This window comes from Streptomyces sp. NPDC048411 (genome assembly GCF_040704695.1).
In the GTDB taxonomy this organism is placed as follows: Bacteria; Actinomycetota; Actinomycetes; order Streptomycetales; family Streptomycetaceae; genus Streptomyces.
The window spans coordinates 1-16704 of the sequence record NZ_JBEZKL010000096.1 but is presented as its reverse complement, the minus strand read 5'-3'; the positions used below and the strand labels follow the sequence as shown (position 1 = coordinate 16704).

Below are 16704 nucleotides of genomic sequence, written 5' to 3'. Positions count from 1 at the left end.
GCCGTGCAGGACGGCCCTTTAGGCTCATACGTATGCAGAGCCTGGCGATGATCGACAACTGGCCCGTCCCCACCGCGGCGGCGGCCGTCGTACGAGCGGACGGCACCGTCGTCGGTACGCACGGCCCGACCGCGCACCGCTTCCCGCTCGCCTCCGTCACCAAGCCGATCGCGGCCTATGCGGCGCTCGTGGCATACGAGGAGGGCGCGGTCGAGCTCGACGAGCCGGCCGGGCCCGAGGGCTCCACCGTCCGGCATCTGCTCGCGCACACCAGCGGGCTCGCCTTCGACGAGCACCGGACGACGGCCGCCCCCGGCACCCGGCGGCTCTACTCCAACGCGGGCTTCGAGGTCCTCGGCGACCACATCGCCAAGGCCACCGACATCCCGTTCCCGGAGTATGTGCGCCAGGCGGTGCTGGAACCGCTCGGGATGACGTCGACGACGGTGGACGGCTCGCCCGCCAAGGACGGCATATCGACCATCGACGATCTGGCGCGGTTCGCGGCAGAGGTGCAGACGCCACGACTGCTCGACCCGCGCACGGTGCTGGCCGCGCAGACCGTCGTCCACCCCGGCCTGAAGGGCGTGCTGCCCGGTTACGGCCACCAGAACCCCAACGACTGGGGGCTCGGCTTCGAGATCCGGGACCACAAGTCGCCGCACTGGACGGGCGGTTCTTCGTCGCCTGCGACCTTCGGGCACTTCGGGCAGTCCGGGACGTTCCTGTGGATCGACCCGGCGGCCGGAGCGGCGTGCGTCGCGCTCACCGACCGCGCCTTCGGCCCGTGGGCGGTGGAGGTGTGGCCGCCGTTCACGGACGCGGTGCTCGCGGAGCTCCGCTCCGGCCACTGAGAAGCATCACCGGTCGGCCGCTTTCGTGGCCAGACACTCGAACCAGACCGTCTTGCCACGGCCGTCGCGGTGCGGTTCCGCGCCCCAGCGGCCGGTGACGGCATCGACGAGGACCAGCCCTCTCCCGCCCTCGTCGAGTGCATCGCCCATGCTCGCGCGGGGCAGTTCCGGGCAGCCGTCCGCGACCTCGACGCGCACGCCCCGGACCGGGAGCAGGAAGATGAGCGTCTGACACCGGCGGCCGGGGACGTGCCGTACGACATTGGCGATCAGTTCGGTGAGCGCCAACTCCGCCGCGTCGGCCACATCGAGGAGATCCCAGCCGGTGAGGTAGAGCCGCAGGATGCGGCGCAGATGCCTGGCCGAGTGCTCACCGATCGCGAAGTCGGCGCGGTAGGTCGCCTCCACCGCATCTCCAGCGCTCGGATCAAGTACGTGATTCATGTCACCAGCATGCAGTGGGTTGATTACGCTCGGCTACGTACGGAAACGAACGCCGTGAGGCGTTGAACGCCGGAGGTGCCCCCGCCGTGGCCAACATCCAGACTCTCGATCCCAGCGCTTCCCCGTTGGACTACTACGGGTGGGAACTGCGCCGCCAGAGAGAGGCCCACAACCTCAAACAGGGGCAGCTCGGCGACATCATCTTCTGCACCGGCTCCCTGATCGGCCAGATCGAGACCACGAGGAAGCTACCCACCCGCGACTTCTCCGAGCGGGTGGACGCGGCACTCGGCACGGGCGGCGTGTTCTCTCGCCTCGTCGGCCTGGTCCTGCGCAGCCAGCTGCCGACCTGGTTCCAGCCGTACGCCGAGATGGAGTCGTGCGCCGCGTACATCTCCACGTACCAGGCGCAGTTGGTGTACGGGCTGTTGCAGACGGAGGGGTATGCGCGGGCGGTCCTGGCCACCGGCATGCCGGACGATCTCGACGGGCTACTGGCGGCCCGGATGGAACGCCAGCGCATCCTGGAGCGGGAACGGCCGCCGCTCGCCTGGGCGATTCTCGACGAGGCGGTGCTGCACCGGCCGATAGGAGGCCGTGAGGTCATGCGGAACCAACTCGCTCGCCTGTTGGAGTACGTCGACCACCGGTGGATGCGGATCCAGGTAATGCCCTTCGCGGCCGGTCAACACGCAAGCCTGGACGGCGCGTTCAATCTCCTACGCTTCGACGACGACCCCGACATCGTCTACACGGAGGACATCGTCTCCGGCCATATGACCGCCAATCCCGACACCCTCAGAGAGGCCGCACTCCGATACGCTCATTTGCAGACCGCCGCCCTCTCCGTCGAGGACTCCGCGGCCCTGATCACCCGCGTGATGGAGGAGCGTTATGGAGACCGGTCCCAACCTGAAGAACGCGCGGTGGCGTAAGTCGAGTTACAGCGGAAGCACCGGCGGCGACTGCGTCGAGTGCACTGTGACCGGCGGCGCGGCCTGGCGTAAGTTCAGCTACAGCGGAAACACCGGCGGTGACTGCGTCGAGGTGGCCGACGGCCTCCCCTGCACCGTCCCCGTCCGCGACAGCAAGAACCCCGACGGCCCCGTCCTGACCGTCGGGGCCGACGCCTGGCAGAGCTTCGTGGACGGGCTCCGCTGACGTCACCGGAAGCCCTGTGTGACGAAAGGGGGCTCGGGACGACCATCCGTGGTCGTCCCGGGCCCCCTTCCGCTCCCCCGTGACGCGTGCCGCCACGGGCAGCATGCGTCATGTCACTGCATGTTCTGCACGTGCGGGTGGCCGTAGGAAGCGGTGCACACGTACAACTGCAGGCTGTGGCCACGGCCGATGTTGAGCTGCGTGGCACGGGCCGGGCCGAGGAAGTGCAGGCCGGTGTAGTCGGCATCCTCGACCGGTCGCCAGCTCCCACTGCCACCGCCCCAGTCGCTGCCGTCGATGGTGAGCAGCGGGCGGACGCCCGAGCCGCACTCGGGGCAGGCCATGGGGAACGGGTCGGAGAAGCTCCACGGAGCGTGGCCGCCGACCTCGCAGCCCGGGACGACGCCAAGGTCGGCGCTCAGCAGGTCGGCGCCTTCCTCCCTGGGCCGGCGCCACGCCTCGGCACGAATCCTTTGCCGCGAACGGGGTTGACGGCCAATCAGAGAGAACTCGTCGAACGGGTACGGATGTTGAGGCTCGGCAGGTCGGGATTCGGCACCCTCCAGGCTTGACGGCTAACGCCGGTAGCCGTAGTTTGGCGCCACGCGGCTAACATCGTTAGCCACGTCGGTCAGTCACAACGTGAGAGGGCTGCAGTGAACACCACCACAGCCGGCAGCACCCTGTGCAGCAGTGTCCCGACCCGGCCCTTCCGTGATACATGGAAGGCGCCGGCGCTCCTCTCCGGGGCGATGACGGTTCCCGGGAAGGAGCGCCGTGGCTGACCGCGCGCAGCAGATCATGGCCGCCGCCCGGGAACTGCTCGACGCCGAAGGTCCGGATGCGTTGTCGATGCGGCGCATCGCCGAGCGTGTCGGCATCCGGGCGCCTTCCTTGTACAAGCACTTTCCTGACAAGGCCGCTGTCGAGGCCGGACTCCAGCTGCAGGGGATGACCCAGCTGGCTGAGGAACTGGAGGCCGCCGAAGCCGAGATCGGCGTCGAACCGCCCCTGCTCGTGCTCGCCCGTGCCTACCGCCGTCACGCTCTCGCCAACCCGCACCTCTACCGCATCACTCATGGTCGGCCGCTCGCCCGCGCCGCGCTTCCCGAAGGGCTCGAAGATCGCGCGGCGACGCCGTTGGCCAACGCGGTGCACGGCGACATTCACATCGCGCGCTCGCTCTGGGCATTCGCGCACGGCATGGTCGTGCTCGAACTCGACGGCCGCTTCCCGCCCGGCGCAGACCTGGACGCCGCATGGCGCACCGGCTGCGATGCGTTCGCCCAGGCAATCCGGGACAAGACCCGGGAGGACATCGCATGACCACAATCGCCGAAGAGCCCGCTACCGGCATCACCGCCCGCGCCGCCGGATACGTACACGCCGCGGCTTGGATTCTCGGGCTCGCCGCCGCATGGGGAGCCACACCCGAAGTCGGTGACACACACGCCGGGATCACGACCGCGTACGCCGACCGGCCGGTCCAGGTTGTCGCCCAGGCGCTGCTCGTCCACGGTGTGGCAGCTGCCGCCCTGCTCGTCGTCGGATCCGGACTGCTCGACCGGGCCCGCCGAACCGACAACACTGCGGCTCGCTCGGCCGGATGGGCCGGGAGAGTCGCGGGGGCGCTCGCATGCGTGCAACTCGTCATGGAGCTGATCGCGGTGTCTGGAGCTGATCCGGCGTCACCGGGCAGGACCGGCACACTGTTCGAGGCGATTCAGCGTGTGGACGGTGTCAAGATGTTCGCGTTCGCCGTGCTCGCCGCGGCTGCCTGTGCGGCCTCCCGGCACGGCGCGCTGTTGCGGCGTTGGGAGGTCGTCATCGGCTGGGCCCTCGCCGCCACGATTACCGCGTCCGGCATCGGATACCTGCTCCTGTCCACTGCCCTGACCCCGACGGCATTCATCTCACTGCCCTTGCTCCTGATCTGGATCGCCGCACTCGGCGCAGCCCTCGGACGCCTGCCTCGTCGGGCAGTGAGTGAAACGGAGCGACCATGAATCTCGCCTACCTTCCCAGTCCCTCGACCGGGGTTCTTCACCTTGGCCCGGTTCCGTTGAGGGCGTACGCCTTCTGCATCATCCTGGGCGTGTTCGTGGCCGTCTGGCTGGGCAACCGGCGCTGGGTTGCGCGCGGCGGGGATCAGGGCGTGATCGCGGACGTCACCATCTGGGCAGTGCCGTTCGGTCTCGCCGGTGGACGGCTGTACCACGTGATCACCACCCCCGACGCGTATTTCGGCGAACGCGGCGAGCCGATCCGAGCGCTGTACGTGTGGGAGGGCGGGCTCGGTATCTGGGGTGCCATCGCCCTGGGCGGGGTCGGCGCGTGGATCGGCTGCCGTCGCCACCGCATCCCCTTCCCCGCCTTCGCGGACGCGGTCGCCCCCGGCATAGCCCTGGCCCAGGCGGTCGGCCGCTGGGGCAACTGGTTCAACCAGGAACTCTACGGCCGCCCCACCACGCTCCCCTGGGGCCTGGAGATCGACCGCGCGCACCGTCCGTCCGGCACGCTCGACATCGCGACGTACCACCCCACCTTCCTCTACGAGTCCCTCTGGGACATCGGCGTCGCCGCACTGGTCCTCTGGGCGGGCCGCCGGTTCGCGCTCGGTCACGGCAGGACCTTCGCCCTGTACGTCGCCGCCTACACGGCCGGCCGGTTCTGGAGCGAGTACCTGCGCATCGACGAGTCCCACACGTTGCTCGGCCTGCGCCTGAACAACTGGACCTCCGTCGTGGTCTTCCTCGGCGCCATCGCCTGCCTCGTCGTATCGGCCCGCCGCCATCCGGGCATCGAGGACGTGTCGCGACCGAAGGACGAGGGCCGCAACGAGAGGGCCGGCGAGCCGCGCCCGGACGTCGCGGTCAAAACAGGAGGAGCGACGCACGATGACAGGTGAGACCGTCAGCGCCACCACGGGCCCGGGCCACCCGGCTCGCCTGGGGCCCCGTGCTGAGTACGGGCCGGTGCCGAACGCTTCTGTCTGATGGACGAGTCCGCGCTGCGGAGCGCGGTTGGAGATGCCGAGATCATGTGGGGCCAGTGCCGGGTCAGGCGGATTCTTCGCCCGGTACCTTGGCGAGCTCCACACCACGCAGGCTGAGCAGCACCAACGCGACGCACCCGCAGGCGAGCGCGATGTCGGCGACGTTACCCACGAACGGGCCGTAGTCGATGAAGTCCACAACATGCCCGCGGGCCACCCCGGGCTCGCGGAAGAGCCGGTCGCCCAGGTGGGACACCGCACCGCCGAGCAGCGCGCCCAGCACAAGCGCCCAGCCCGCAGAGGCCAGGCGGCGTGCGGTGTAGAGGATGCCGACCACTGCCGCTGCCGCCGCCAAGGTGAACACCCATGTCGCCCCCGTGCCGATGGAGAACGCGGCGCCGGGGTTGTACAGCAGCCGGAAGTGGATCAGAGGGGGGACCACGGCGACGCGCTCGCTGTCGGACAGCGCGGAGACCGCCCACATCTTGGTGAGCTGGTCCACGAGCAGGACCACCGCCGCCAGCATGAGCATCATGCTGTACCGTCGGCCTGAACCCCGCTCCAACCGCATCATCAGGGCCTCCGTGCGTTGCGATGTCCGAACCAGAATTCCCTGAGACTATCGGCCCCTCCTGAGGCATCTTCCAGCTTTTCCCGGACGAAGCCCCGTCGGACTGTCAGTGGTGCCGTCCACGATCGTTCCCATAGCTGCTCCAGCTGTTCGAGTCCGGCGATCAGGGGGTGAACGATGGGGACGTCACCGGTGTCACCGGCACAGGTACGCACGCCTGAGCCGACGATTGCGCCGATCACTCGAGTGGGATGGAGTTCGGCACCCCGGGAACCGCTACCCTCCTCGGCCATGGCCGACATAGTCCGCGCTACCGTCTCCGACGTCCCGGCGCTCGCCTCCGTGCTCGCCAGTGCCTACGCCGAGGACCCCGTCTGGTCCTGGCTGATGCCGCACGACCGGGACCGGCGGCTGCGGCTGCTGTTCGCCGCGCATCTGGCGCAGCAGGTCCCGGCGGGCCGGGTGTGGACCGATCCGGACCGCACGGTGGCGGCGGTGTGGGCGGAGCCCGGGCAGTGGAAGCTGCCGGTGAGCTATCTGCTGCGCAACGCGAGCACGCTCCTGAGGGCGGGCCGGGCCCAACTGCCCCGGACCGCAATGCGGTTGCTCGCGCTGGAGCACCGCCACCCGGCCGACCCCGCGCACTGGTACGTCGAGTACATCGGAACCCACGCGGATGCGCGCGGCACGGGGCGCGGGTCCCAGGTGCTCGGCGGGCTGCTGGGGCAGGCGGACGCGGACGGGCGGCCGGTGTTTCTGGAGTCGAGCAACCGCCGCAACCTGACCTTCTACCAACGGCACGGCTTCACCGTGCGGGAGGAAATGACGTTCCGGGCCGGGCCGGGCCGCCGATGTGGTCGATGTGGCGCCGGGACACGGGCCAGTAGCGCTTCGCCGACGAGTGGGCCCGCCGCCCACGGCGGTGCGGTGGTTGCGGACGAGAACCACGGCCCGTGCCGGTGTCCCGCCCGCAACCACGCAGTCATTCACCCTCATTCACCGGAACGCCCTCGCGGGTCGCGCCGGCATCCCCGAGCGGGCTCTCGTCACTTCCGCCAGAACAGGTGGTGCGTCACGCCACTCGGGCTGGGCACCACGTCCAGGTGGTACCGGTCGAGCAGCTCATCGGGTGACTCCCAGAGCCGTACTCCGGATCCGAGCTTCACCGGCGAGACCGCCACATGCAGGGTGTCGACGAGGTCGGCGTCAAGGAACTGCCTGATGGTGGTAGCTCCGCCACCGAGTCGGACGTCCTTGCCCTCGGCCGCCTCCCGCGCCTGCTGGAGGACCGTGGCCGGGTCGCCGTCGACGAAGTGGAACGTGGTGTCGGACAGCGTGTACGAAGGACGTGTGTGGTGGGTCATGACGAACACCGGGGTGCGGAACGGGGGCTCGTCGCCCCACCAGCCGCGCCACTCGTGGTCGTTCCAGGGCCCGCGCTGGGGCCCGAACTTGTTGCGGCCCATGATCTCGGCGCCGATGTTGTGCGCGTAGTCCCGGGTGAAGTAGTCGTCGAGGCCCCGGCTGCCCCCGGGGTCGGTGCGCATGGGCCAGCTCGCCGTCGCACCGGCCCAGGCGAACAGCCTCTCGGGATCGACGTGGCCGAACGGACTCTCGAAGCTCTGGTCTTCACCAGCCCCGATTCCGTCACTGGAAACATTGAAGTTCTGGACTCTCAGCAGCTGGGCCATACGTTCCTCCTGCGTCGTCGACAACAGTGATGAGACTCTTCAGCGATGAGACTCTTCGGGTCGGCAAAACTCATCGCCGCCTCCGCGACCGATCGGAATCCGGGCCGCCCATGGCCCTCCCGGCTCAGGCCGACAGTTCCCAGATAAGCACCTCGGCTGTCCCGGCCGCCACCAGCTCCAGCCCCTCCTCCTCAGCGATCCGCGCCGAGTCGCCCGGCCCAAGCTCCTCGTCGCCGATCCGCACGCCCCCGGCCACCACATGGACATACACCCGCGCCGCGTCCGGCACCGCCGCGCGCTCCCCCTCGCCCAGCCTGCGCACGTGCAGCATCGCACCGGCTTCCGGGAGGGCGTACGGGGTGGAGTCGGCGATGCCGGAGACGATCGTGTACGAGGGTTCGCCGCCCGGGGAGAGCGGGGACAGCCACATCTGCAGGAACGTCAGCGGAACGTCTCCGTCGTTGCGTTCGACGTGGCGTACCCCGGCCGCGGCGCTGAGGTGCTGGAGGTCCCCGGCCCGCACGACGGTCGCGTGGCCGGCCGAATCGCGGTGGGTCAGCTCGCCCTCGACGACCCAGGTGACGATCTCCGTGTGGCTGTGCGGGTGTTCGTCGAAGCCCGCGCCGGGCGCCAGTCGCTCCTCGTTACAGGCCAGGATCGCGTCGAAGCGCAGGTTGTCCGGGTCGTAGAAGGAGCCGAAGGAGAAAGCGTGCCGGGACAGGATGCCGACGGCCTCGTCCCCGCCCGTGTACCGGTCGTCCGCGCGCTGTACGGAAATCACGGGTCCACGGTAGCCCGGCCCGGCGCCCCTGCGTCCCGGCCGGCAGTCCGCTACTCGACATGACGACCCGCGGTAGCCCCGGCCCACCGTGCCCGCGGCCCGATAAGGCAGTCTTGTCTCCGTGCCCCGACCCGATCCTGAGCAGCCTGCTGCGAATGACGCCCACCTGCATGCCGCGACCCTGAAGCGGCTGGAGCAGTCCTCCGGCCGACTGGCCGCGAACGCGATCGCCCGCATGGACGAGTCGCTGCCCTGGTACCGGGCGATGCCACCGGAGAACCGGTCCTGGATCGGCCTGGTGGCCCAGGCCGGAATCGCCGCCTTCACCGAGTGGTTCCGGCACCCGGAGACGCCGCAGGCCATCTCCACCGATGTGTTCGGTACGGCTCCGCGCGAGCTGACCCGGGCGATCACACTACGCCAGACCGTCGAGATGGTGCGCACGACGATCGAGGTCATGGAGGCCGCGATCGAGGAGGTCGCCGCGCCCGGCGACGAGTCGCTGCTGCGCGAGGCGCTGCTCGTCTACGCGCGGGAGATCGCCTTCGCGACCGCCCAGGTGTACGCGCAGGCGGCCGAGGCGCGCGGCGCCTGGGACGCCCGGCTGGAATCGCTCGTGGTGAACGCGGTGCTGTCCGGGGAGGCCGACGAGGGCGCCGTCTCCCGGGCCGCCGCGCTCGGCTGGAACTCCCCCGAGCATGTGTGCGTGATCCTCGGTACGGCCCCCGACGGCGACAGCGAACTGACCGTCGAGGCGATCCGGCGCGCCGCCCGCCACGCCAAACTCCAGGTCCTCACCGGAGTGCTCGGCAGCCGTCTGGTCGTCATCGCGGGCGGCAGCGACAACCCGCTGCACGTCGCGAAGGCGTTGATCGGCCCGTACGCGGCCGGCCCGGTCGTCGCCGGGCCCGTGGTGCCCGACCTGCTGGCGGCCACCCGGTCCGCCCAGGCCGCCGCCGCCGGGCTCAAGGCGTGCGGTGCCTGGCAGGACGCACCGCGGCCGGTTCTGGCGGACGACCTGCTGCCGGAGCGCGCCATTGCGGGCGACCCCGCCGCGCGTGACCAGTTGGTGGAGGAGATCTACAGACCGCTGGAGGAAGCGGGCTCGGCGCTGCTGGAGACACTGAGCGTGTATCTGGAGCAGGCGAGCAGCCTGGAAGGCGCGGCCCGGATGCTGTTCGTGCACCCCAACACCGTGCGCTACCGGCTTCGACGTGTGACAGACGTCACCGGGTGGTCACCCTCCGATGTCCGCTCGGCGTTCACGCTGCGAATCGCCCTGATTCTGGGGCGTCTGGCCGACAGGGATACCCAGTCCTAAACTTTTGTCGGACATCAACAATTCCCCCTACGGTTCTTCGTCCCTGTCCCCACGGGCGTTCAGGACCGTTCACAAGAGAGAGTGTGAGGGTGCTCGTACTCGTCGCTCCCGGCCAAGGCGCTCAGACGCCCGGCTTCCTGACTCCCTGGCTCGACCTCCCCGGTGCCTCCGACCGCGTCGCGGCCTGGTCCGACGCCATCGGGCTCGACCTTGCCCACTACGGCACGAAGGCCGACGCGGACGAGATCCGTGACACCGCGGTGGCTCAGCCGCTGCTGGTCGCCGCGGGCCTGCTGTCCGCCGCCGCACTGGCCGCGTCGCCCGATGTCGTCGCGGGTCACAGCGTTGGCGAGATCACCGCGGCGGCGCTCGCCGGTGTCCTCGACGAGGAGGCCGCGCTTCGTCTCGTACGCACCCGCGGGCTCGCCATGGCGGACGCCGCAGCGGTCACGGAGACCGGCATGGCGGCACTGCTCGGCGGCGACCCCGACGTGACGGTCCCTCACCTGGAGATGCTCGGGCTGACCCCGGCGAACGTCAACGGGGGCGGCCAGATCGTCGCCGCCGGCACCGCCGCGCAGATCGCCGCGCTGACCAAGGACATGCCCGAGGGCGTGCGCCGCGTGGTGCCCCTCAAGGTCGCCGGCGCCTTCCACACCCACCACATGGCTCCCGCCGTCGACCGGCTCCGCGAGGCCGCCGCGGCACTGACGGTCTCCGAGCCGACTGTGACATATGTCTCGAACGCCGACGGGAAGCCGGTCGCCACCGGCGCCGAGGTCATCTCGCGGCTGGTCGGCCAGGTCGCCAACCCGGTCCGCTGGGACCTGTGCATGGAGACGTTCAAGGAACTGGGCGTCACGACGCTCATCGAGGCCTGCCCGGGTGGGACCCTGACCGGTCTCGCCAAGCGGGCGCTGCCCGGGGTGCAGACCCTCGCGCTCAAGACCCCCGACGACCTCGACGCGGCCCGCGCGCTCCTCGCTGAGCACGCAGGCGCCTAAGGAGCCCGAGAGCATGTCGAAGATCAAGCCCAGTCAGGGCACCCCGTACGCACGGATCATGGGCGTCGGCGGCTACCGTCCGACCCGCGTCGTGCCCAACGAGGTGATCCTCGAAACGATCGACTCGTCCGACGAGTGGATCCGCTCCCGCTCCGGCATCGCCACCCGCCACTGGGCCTCCGAGGAGGAGACCGTGGCCGCGATGTCCGTGGCAGCGTCCGGCAAGGCCATCGCCGATGCCGGGATCACGCCGGAGCAGATCGGCGCCGTCATCGTCTCCACCGTCTCGCACTTCAAGCAGACGCCGGCCATCGCGACCGAGATCTCCCACAAGATCGGTGCGGGCAAGCCCGCCGCCTTCGACATCTCCGCCGGCTGCGCCGGGTTCGGCTACGGTCTGACTCTCGCCAAGGGCCTGATCGTCGACGGTTCGGCCGAGTACGTACTCGTCATCGGCGTGGAACGGCTCAGCGACCTCACCGACCTGCACGACCGCGCGACGGCGTTCCTGTTCGGCGACGGTGCCGGCGCGGTCGTCGTCGGCCCCTCCAAGGTGCCCGCCATAGGCCCGACGGTCTGGGGCTCCGAGGGCGACAAGTCCGAGACGATCAAGCAGACCGTGGCGTGGGACGAGTTCCACGCCGAGCGTCCGGAGAAGTTCCCGGCCATCACGCAGGAGGGTCAGGCGGTCTTCCGCTGGGCCGTCTTCGAGATGGCGAAGGTCGCCCAGCAAGCGCTGGACGCGGCTGGGATCGCCCCGGAAGACCTGGACGTCTTCATCCCGCACCAGGCCAACATGCGGATCATCGACTCGATGGTGAAGACCCTGAAGCTGCCGGAGCATGTCACGGTCGCCCGTGATGTGGAGAACACCGGCAACACCTCCGCCGCCTCGATTCCGCTCGCTATGGAGCGGCTTCTGGCGACCGGTCAGGCGAAGAGCGGCGACACCGCGCTCGTCATCGGCTTCGGGGCGGGTCTCGTCTACGCCGCGACGGTCGTTACTCTCCCCTAGGCACACCGGACCTTCCGGTCCGGACGTCCGTACCCTGCAGAAATACATCGAAGGAGCGCCAACATGGCCGCCACCCAGGAAGAGATCGTCCGCGGTCTCGCCGAGATCGTCAACGAGATCGCCGGTATCCCGGTCGAGGACGTCCAGCTGGACAAGTCCTTCACCGACGACCTGGACGTCGACTCGCTGTCCATGGTCGAGGTCGTCGTCGCCGCCGAAGAGCGCTTCGACGTCAAGATCCCGGACGAGGACGTCAAGAACCTCAAGACGGTCGGCGACGCTGCCGACTACATCCTGAAGCACCAGGCCTGATCCAGCCGGCTCGTGTGTCGCCACCCGGCGGTGGCGCCTCTGATTCACGACCCTCTACACGTGGAGAAGATTTTCCAGTGAACTCGACCAATCGCACCGTGGTCGTCACCGGTATCGGCGCAACCACTCCGCTGGGTGGCGACTCGGCGTCGACCTGGGAAGGTCTGATGGCCGGTCGTTCCGGCGTCAAGCCTCTCGAGGGCGAGCGTTTCGCCGAACTGCCCGTCCGGATCGCCGCCCTCGCGGCCGTCGACCCGGGCGACGTACTGCCCCGCCCGCTCGCCCGCAAGCTGGACCGCTCGGCGCAGTTCGCGCTGATCGCGGCCCGCGAGGCGTGGGCGGACGCCGGCTTCACCGGCAAGGCCGGTGAGGACGACAAGATCCAGCCCGACCGGCTCGGCTCGGTCATCGCCTCCGGTATCGGTGGTGTGATCACGCTCCTCGACCAGTACGACGTGCTGAAGGAGAAGGGCGTACGCCGCGTCTCCCCGCACACCGTGCCCATGCTCATGCCGAACGGCCCGGCGGCCAACGTCGGCCTCGAGATCAACGCACAGGCCGGTGTCCACACCCCGGTCTCCGCCTGTGCGTCGGGCGCCGAGGCCATCGGGTACGCCGTCGAGATGATCCGCTCCGGCCGCGCCGATGTCGTGCTCGCCGGTGGCACCGAGGCGGCCATCCACCCGCTGCCGATCGCGGCGTTCGCCAACATGATGGCGATGTCCAAGAACAACGACGAGCCCGAGAAGGCGTCTCGTCCGTACGACACGGGCCGTGACGGCTTCGTGCTCGGCGAGGGCGCGGGCGTCGTGGTCCTGGAGTCCGCGGAGCACGCTGCCGCACGGGGCGCCAAGGTCTACTGCGAGGTGCTGGGGCAGGGGCTGTCCGCGGACGCCCACCACATCGCCCAGCCCGAGCCGACCGGGCGCGGGATCGCTGCCGCGATGCAGAACCTGCTGGACCAGACGGATCTCAAGCCGTCGGAGGTCGTGCACCTCAACGCGCACGCCACGTCGACGCCGCAGGGCGACGTCGCGGAGCTGAAGGCTCTGCGCAAGGTCCTGGGCGACGACCTCGACCATGTCGCGATCTCCGCGACGAAGTCGATGACCGGTCACCTGCTCGGTGGCGCGGGCGGCATCGAGACCGTTGCGACGGTCCTGGCGCTGCACCACCGGATGGCTCCGCCGACGATCAACGTGGAGAACCTCGACGAGGCGGTGGATGCGGACATCGTGCGCGATGAGCCCCGTCCGTTGCCCGAGGGGCCGATCGCCGCGATCAACAACTCGTTCGGGTTCGGAGGGCACAACGTGGTGCTGGCGTTCCGCAGCGTCTGATCCACGGCCCGCGCCCGGTACACCGAGGCCCGCCTCCCCCGAGTGGGGAGGCGGGCCTCGTCCGCTGTGCGGGGCGCTTCGGGGGGCTCTGTCCCCGCGCTCCGCTCCTCAAATCGCCGCAGGGGCTGATGTGTGTCGCGCCGGATTCCGGCCGCAGGCTCTGAGACGCGGGGCCCTGGGCCGAGCCCCGGTTTCGGGAAGGGGCCGGCAGGGGAACAGGCCCGCCGCAGGCGCCCCTCACACCACCTGGTGGAGCCACCGCACCGGGGCCCCCTCCCCCGCATGCCGGAACGACTCCAACTCGTCGTCCCACGGCTTGCCGAGAAGTTTGGCGATCTCCGCCTCCAGCTCCGTCTCCCCCCGCACCGACCGCGCCAGCGCGGCCCGCAGCCGGTCCTCCGGAACCAGGATGTCGCCGTGCATGCCGGTGACCGCGTGGAAGATGCCCAGCTCCGGCGTGGAGCTGTACCGCTCGCCCTCCGCCGTCGCACACGGCTCCGCCGTCACCTCGAAGCGCAGCAGATCCCACCCCCGCAGTGCGGAGGCGAGCTTCGACGCGGTACCCGCGGCGCCCTTCCAGGAGAACTCGGACCGCCAGGTGCCGGGCGAGGCCGGCTGTCTGATCCAGTCGAGCTGAACCCGCACACCGAGGACACCCGCCACCGCCCATTCGACATGTGGGCAGAGCGCGCGCGGTGCGGAGTGAACGTACAGAACTCCACGTGTCGTCACCGGGACCTCCAGTGTGGGACGAGGTTCGCCTTCCCCAGCGGCCTCGCGCCCGTACCGCCTTTACTCGACCGGTCCCCGAGGCTGTCGTCAGTAAACAGCATCGGGAGTTAATCTCCGGAAAAGGGACAGTATGTGACGTGATGTGATGATACGAAGCCACCCAAGTGGAGTCGGGCGGCGGAACGCGGCACTGGTTCGACGGGGAAAAGCTACCGTGCGGTGGCGCCCGAGGTGTGACGTACCGTCGGTCCTGGGCCCATGATTCGCAGAGCTTTTACCCGGCAGGGCGCGCGGGCGTGTCGCCTGGGGCCACGGGGGTTGCCGGGGCATAAACGGGAGGGCATGAGGGATGCAGAATCGTTCCGCGAGCCATCGCTCGCGCACCACTGCCACCGTCCTGACGGTGCTTCCGGTGATCGCCGTGGTCGCGCTGGCCGGCTGTGACACCGGGCCGGACACGACGACCAAGGGGTCCGCCGCCGGGCGGCACCACCCGTCTGCCACGCCCTCCCCCGTCTGGAACCCCAGTCCAGGGTCGGTCGCCGCGGTCGGGGACTCCATCACCCGTGGTTTCGACGCCTGTTCCGTGCTGGCCGACTGCCCTGAGGTCTCCTGGGCGACCGGCACGGACAGCGAGGTCCGGAGCCTCGCCGTGCGGCTGCTCGGCTCCTCGGGCGCGGCCTCGCACAGTTGGAACCACGCCGAGACCGGGGCCCGGATCGCCCAATTGCCGGAGCAGATGGCCCTCGCGGCGGAGCGGAAGCCGGACCTGGTGACCGTGATGATCGGCGCCAACGACGCCTGCCGGGACTCGGCGGGACTGATGACGCCGGTGGCGGACTTCCGGGCCTCGTTCGAGGCGTCGATGCGTCAGCTCCGCAGCAAGGCACCGAAGGCGCAGGTGTACGTGTCGAGCGTGCCGGATCTCAAACGCCTCTGGTCGACGGGGCGCGACAACCCCCTGGGCAAGCAGATCTGGAAGCTGGGCATCTGCAAGTCGATGCTGGGCCATGCGGATGACATGAGCGCCGGGGCCGAGGCGCGCCGAGCCTCGGTGCAGGAGCGGGTCGTGGCGTACAACGAGGTGCTGCGGAACGTGTGCGCGAAGGATCTGCGCTGCCGGTACGACGGCGGTGCCGTCTTCGACTACCGGTTCACCGGCCGACAGCTCAGCCCGTGGGACTGGTTCCATCCGGGGCTGAGCGGCCAGGCCCGGCTCGCCGAGATCGCGTACCGCAATATCACGGCTCGGAAGCCCCCGGCGTAGCCACCGGCACGTGGTCTAAGGTCCGTGATCATGGACACCGGTTTGAGCAGCACGGCGATGCGTACGGAACTCTTCGGCACCCTCGCGGACGGCACCGCCGTCCACTGCTGGACGCTGGAACGGGCCGGTACGCGGGTGCGCGTCCTGACGTACGGCGGCATCGTGCAGTCGGTGGAGGTGCCCGGACGGGACGGCGTGCGGGCCGGGGTGGCACTCGGGCTGCCGGACCTCGCGGCGTACGAGACGTTCTCGGGCCCCTACTTCGGGGTGCTGGTCGGGCGGTACGCGAACCGGATCGCGGGCGCTTCCTTCGTGCTCGACGGGCAGACCCACCAGGTGACCCGGAACGAGGGGCGCAACCATGTGCACGGCGGGGCCCGCGGCTTCGACAAGCGCGTGTGGGACGCGCGGGAGGTCCCGGGCGGCGTGGAGCTGTCGCTGGTCGCGGAGGACGGCGAGGAGGGCTTCCCAGGGCGGCTGACGGTCTCGGCCGCGTACACCCTGGACGAGGACGGGGCGCTGGGCATCGCGTACCGGGCGACGACGGACGCGCCGACCGTGGTGAACCTGACCAGTCACACGTACTGGAATCTGGCCGGCGCCGACAGCGGCAGTGCGGCTGGGCACACCCTGCGGATCGCAGCCGGGCGGATCACCCCCGTGGACGGCGAGTCGATTCCCACGGGCGAGCTGCTGCCGGTGGACGGCACCCGGTTCGACTTCCGTGAGGCACGGACGGTCGGTACGGGGTACGACCACAACTTCGTGCTGGACGAGGCGGTGGACGGTCCGGTGGCCGAGCTGTGCGACCCCGGCTCGGGGCGCGTCCTGACCGTCACCACGACCGAGCCCGGGATGCAGCTGTACACCGCCGACCACCTCGACGGGCGGCCGTACCGGCCCTGCGCCGGGATCGCGCTGGAGACGCAGCACTTCCCGGACTCGCCGAACCGGCCGGAGTTCCCGAGCACGGTGCTGCGGCCGGGCGAGGAGTACGTGTCGACGACCGTGTACGGGTTCTCGGTGCGCTGACCGGATGAGGAGAGCCCCGGAGCGGGGTCAGGTGCCGCTCCACGGCTCTCCGGCCCGAGGGGCTGCCGCTAGGGCGTGCTTCGAAAGTCCCGCCTGCCTGGCGACGCCTGGCACGCACGCTCGCCGCGTTGTCAGGCTCGCCCCGATGCGCCCAGTATCGGGGCGAGCCTCCGCCTTGCGATCG

Annotated in this window: 19 protein-coding genes and 1 pseudogene; 14 read left to right on the top strand and 6 right to left on the bottom strand. The window is 70.0% G+C overall.

Annotation, left to right across the window (positions count from 1 at the left end; genetic code table 11):
* Positions 1-32 precede the first annotated feature (32 nt).
* Complete coding sequence (locus tag AB0915_RS27540; protein WP_366693632.1) at positions 33-854, top strand: serine hydrolase domain-containing protein; 822 nt, start codon at positions 33-35, stop codon at positions 852-854.
* Positions 855-860: 6 nt separating this feature from the next.
* On the opposite strand, the gene AB0915_RS27535 is transcribed toward AB0915_RS27540, so the two are convergent.
* Positions 861-1298: an ATP-binding protein gene (locus AB0915_RS27535; protein WP_366693631.1), complete on the bottom strand. Its 438-nt coding sequence runs from the start codon at positions 1296-1298 to the stop codon at positions 861-863.
* Between the two features lie 86 nt (positions 1299-1384).
* Here AB0915_RS27535 and AB0915_RS27530 point away from each other — a divergent pair, with 86 nt between their 5' ends.
* Together AB0915_RS27530 and AB0915_RS27525 are read left to right on the top strand one after the other, a co-directional pair.
* A complete protein-coding gene (locus tag AB0915_RS27530) occupies positions 1385-2233 on the top strand; it encodes a helix-turn-helix transcriptional regulator (RefSeq protein WP_366693630.1) in 849 nt (282 codons plus the stop codon).
* Positions 2193-2459 (top strand): DUF397 domain-containing protein, encoded by a 267-nt coding sequence (locus AB0915_RS27525; protein ID WP_366693629.1) that lies wholly within the window; start codon positions 2193-2195, stop codon positions 2457-2459. Before AB0915_RS27530 ends, AB0915_RS27525 begins: the two co-directional genes overlap by 41 nt.
* A 113-nt stretch (positions 2460-2572) precedes the next feature.
* Here the strand turns inward: AB0915_RS27525 and AB0915_RS27520 are convergent, their stop codons facing one another.
* Positions 2573-2803 (bottom strand): hypothetical protein, encoded by a 231-nt coding sequence (locus AB0915_RS27520; RefSeq protein ID WP_366693628.1) that lies wholly within the window; start codon positions 2801-2803, stop codon positions 2573-2575.
* A 433-nt stretch (positions 2804-3236) separates the two neighbouring features.
* On the opposite strand from AB0915_RS27520, the gene AB0915_RS27515 reads away from it, so the two are divergent.
* The 3 genes from AB0915_RS27515 to lgt are packed head-to-tail and all read left to right on the top strand — an operon-like array spanning position 3237 to position 5367.
* Entirely contained in the window at positions 3237-3785 is a 549-nt protein-coding gene (locus tag AB0915_RS27515) for a TetR/AcrR family transcriptional regulator (protein WP_366693627.1), read from the top strand.
* The gene (locus AB0915_RS27510) at positions 3782-4465 is read left to right on the top strand and encodes a hypothetical protein (RefSeq protein ID WP_366693626.1); all 684 of its coding nucleotides are present in this window, start codon (positions 3782-3784) and stop codon (positions 4463-4465) included. Before AB0915_RS27515 ends, AB0915_RS27510 begins: the two co-directional genes overlap by 4 nt.
* Positions 4462-5367, top strand: a complete 906-nt coding sequence (gene lgt / locus AB0915_RS27505; RefSeq protein ID WP_366693625.1) for a prolipoprotein diacylglyceryl transferase — start codon at positions 4462-4464, stop codon at positions 5365-5367. The genes AB0915_RS27510 and lgt overlap by 4 nt, the downstream gene beginning before the upstream one ends.
* A 151-nt stretch (positions 5368-5518) precedes the next feature.
* Here lgt and AB0915_RS27500 read toward each other — a convergent pair whose 3' ends face one another.
* A complete protein-coding gene (locus AB0915_RS27500; protein ID WP_366693624.1) occupies positions 5519-5989 on the bottom strand; it encodes a signal peptidase II in 471 nt (156 codons plus the stop codon).
* A 327-nt stretch (positions 5990-6316) separates the two neighbouring features.
* Between AB0915_RS27500 and AB0915_RS27495 the strand changes: the two are divergent.
* A pseudogene (locus tag AB0915_RS27495) lies at positions 6317-6912 on the top strand (GNAT family N-acetyltransferase).
* 159 nt (positions 6913-7071) lie between these two features.
* Here the strand turns inward: AB0915_RS27495 and AB0915_RS27490 are convergent.
* Both AB0915_RS27490 and AB0915_RS27485 read right to left on the bottom strand, forming a co-directional pair.
* On the bottom strand, positions 7072-7716 hold the full coding sequence (locus AB0915_RS27490) for a dihydrofolate reductase family protein (protein WP_366693623.1): 645 nt from the start codon (positions 7714-7716) through the stop codon (positions 7072-7074).
* 124 nt (positions 7717-7840) lie between these two features.
* On the bottom strand, positions 7841-8497 hold the full coding sequence (locus AB0915_RS27485; protein ID WP_366693622.1) for a pirin family protein: 657 nt from the start codon (positions 8495-8497) through the stop codon (positions 7841-7843).
* Positions 8498-8618: 121 nt separating this feature from the next.
* On the opposite strand from AB0915_RS27485, the gene AB0915_RS27480 reads away from it, so the two are divergent.
* From AB0915_RS27480 to fabF, 5 genes are all read left to right on the top strand, one after another.
* Positions 8619-9818 carry a helix-turn-helix domain-containing protein gene (locus tag AB0915_RS27480; protein ID WP_366134733.1) on the top strand — a complete coding sequence of 400 codons (1200 nt, stop codon included), beginning with the start codon at positions 8619-8621 and terminating at the stop codon, positions 9816-9818.
* A gap of 89 nt (positions 9819-9907) precedes the next feature.
* Positions 9908-10822 (top strand): ACP S-malonyltransferase, encoded by a 915-nt coding sequence (locus tag AB0915_RS27475; protein WP_366693621.1) that lies wholly within the window; start codon positions 9908-9910, stop codon positions 10820-10822.
* A gap of 13 nt (positions 10823-10835) precedes the next feature.
* Complete coding sequence (locus tag AB0915_RS27470) at positions 10836-11837, top strand: ketoacyl-ACP synthase III (RefSeq protein ID WP_366693620.1); 1002 nt, start codon at positions 10836-10838, stop codon at positions 11835-11837.
* Positions 11838-11900: 63 nt separating this feature from the next.
* Complete coding sequence (locus AB0915_RS27465; protein ID WP_366693619.1) at positions 11901-12149, top strand: acyl carrier protein; 249 nt, start codon at positions 11901-11903, stop codon at positions 12147-12149.
* 77 nt (positions 12150-12226) lie between these two features.
* The gene (fabF, locus tag AB0915_RS27460; protein ID WP_366693618.1) at positions 12227-13489 is read left to right on the top strand and encodes a beta-ketoacyl-ACP synthase II; all 1263 of its coding nucleotides are present in this window, start codon (positions 12227-12229) and stop codon (positions 13487-13489) included.
* A 237-nt stretch (positions 13490-13726) separates the two neighbouring features.
* Here the strand turns inward: fabF and AB0915_RS27455 are convergent, their stop codons facing one another.
* The gene (locus tag AB0915_RS27455) at positions 13727-14221 is read right to left on the bottom strand and encodes a DUF3145 domain-containing protein (RefSeq protein ID WP_327246500.1); all 495 of its coding nucleotides are present in this window, start codon (positions 14219-14221) and stop codon (positions 13727-13729) included.
* A gap of 349 nt (positions 14222-14570) precedes the next feature.
* On the opposite strand from AB0915_RS27455, the gene AB0915_RS27450 reads away from it, so the two are divergent.
* Together AB0915_RS27450 and AB0915_RS27445 are read left to right on the top strand one after the other, a co-directional pair.
* A complete protein-coding gene (locus AB0915_RS27450; RefSeq protein ID WP_366693617.1) occupies positions 14571-15488 on the top strand; it encodes an SGNH/GDSL hydrolase family protein in 918 nt (305 codons plus the stop codon).
* A gap of 30 nt (positions 15489-15518) precedes the next feature.
* On the top strand, positions 15519-16520 hold the full coding sequence (locus AB0915_RS27445) for an aldose epimerase family protein (protein ID WP_366693616.1): 1002 nt from the start codon (positions 15519-15521) through the stop codon (positions 16518-16520).
* Positions 16521-16704 lie beyond the last annotated feature (184 nt).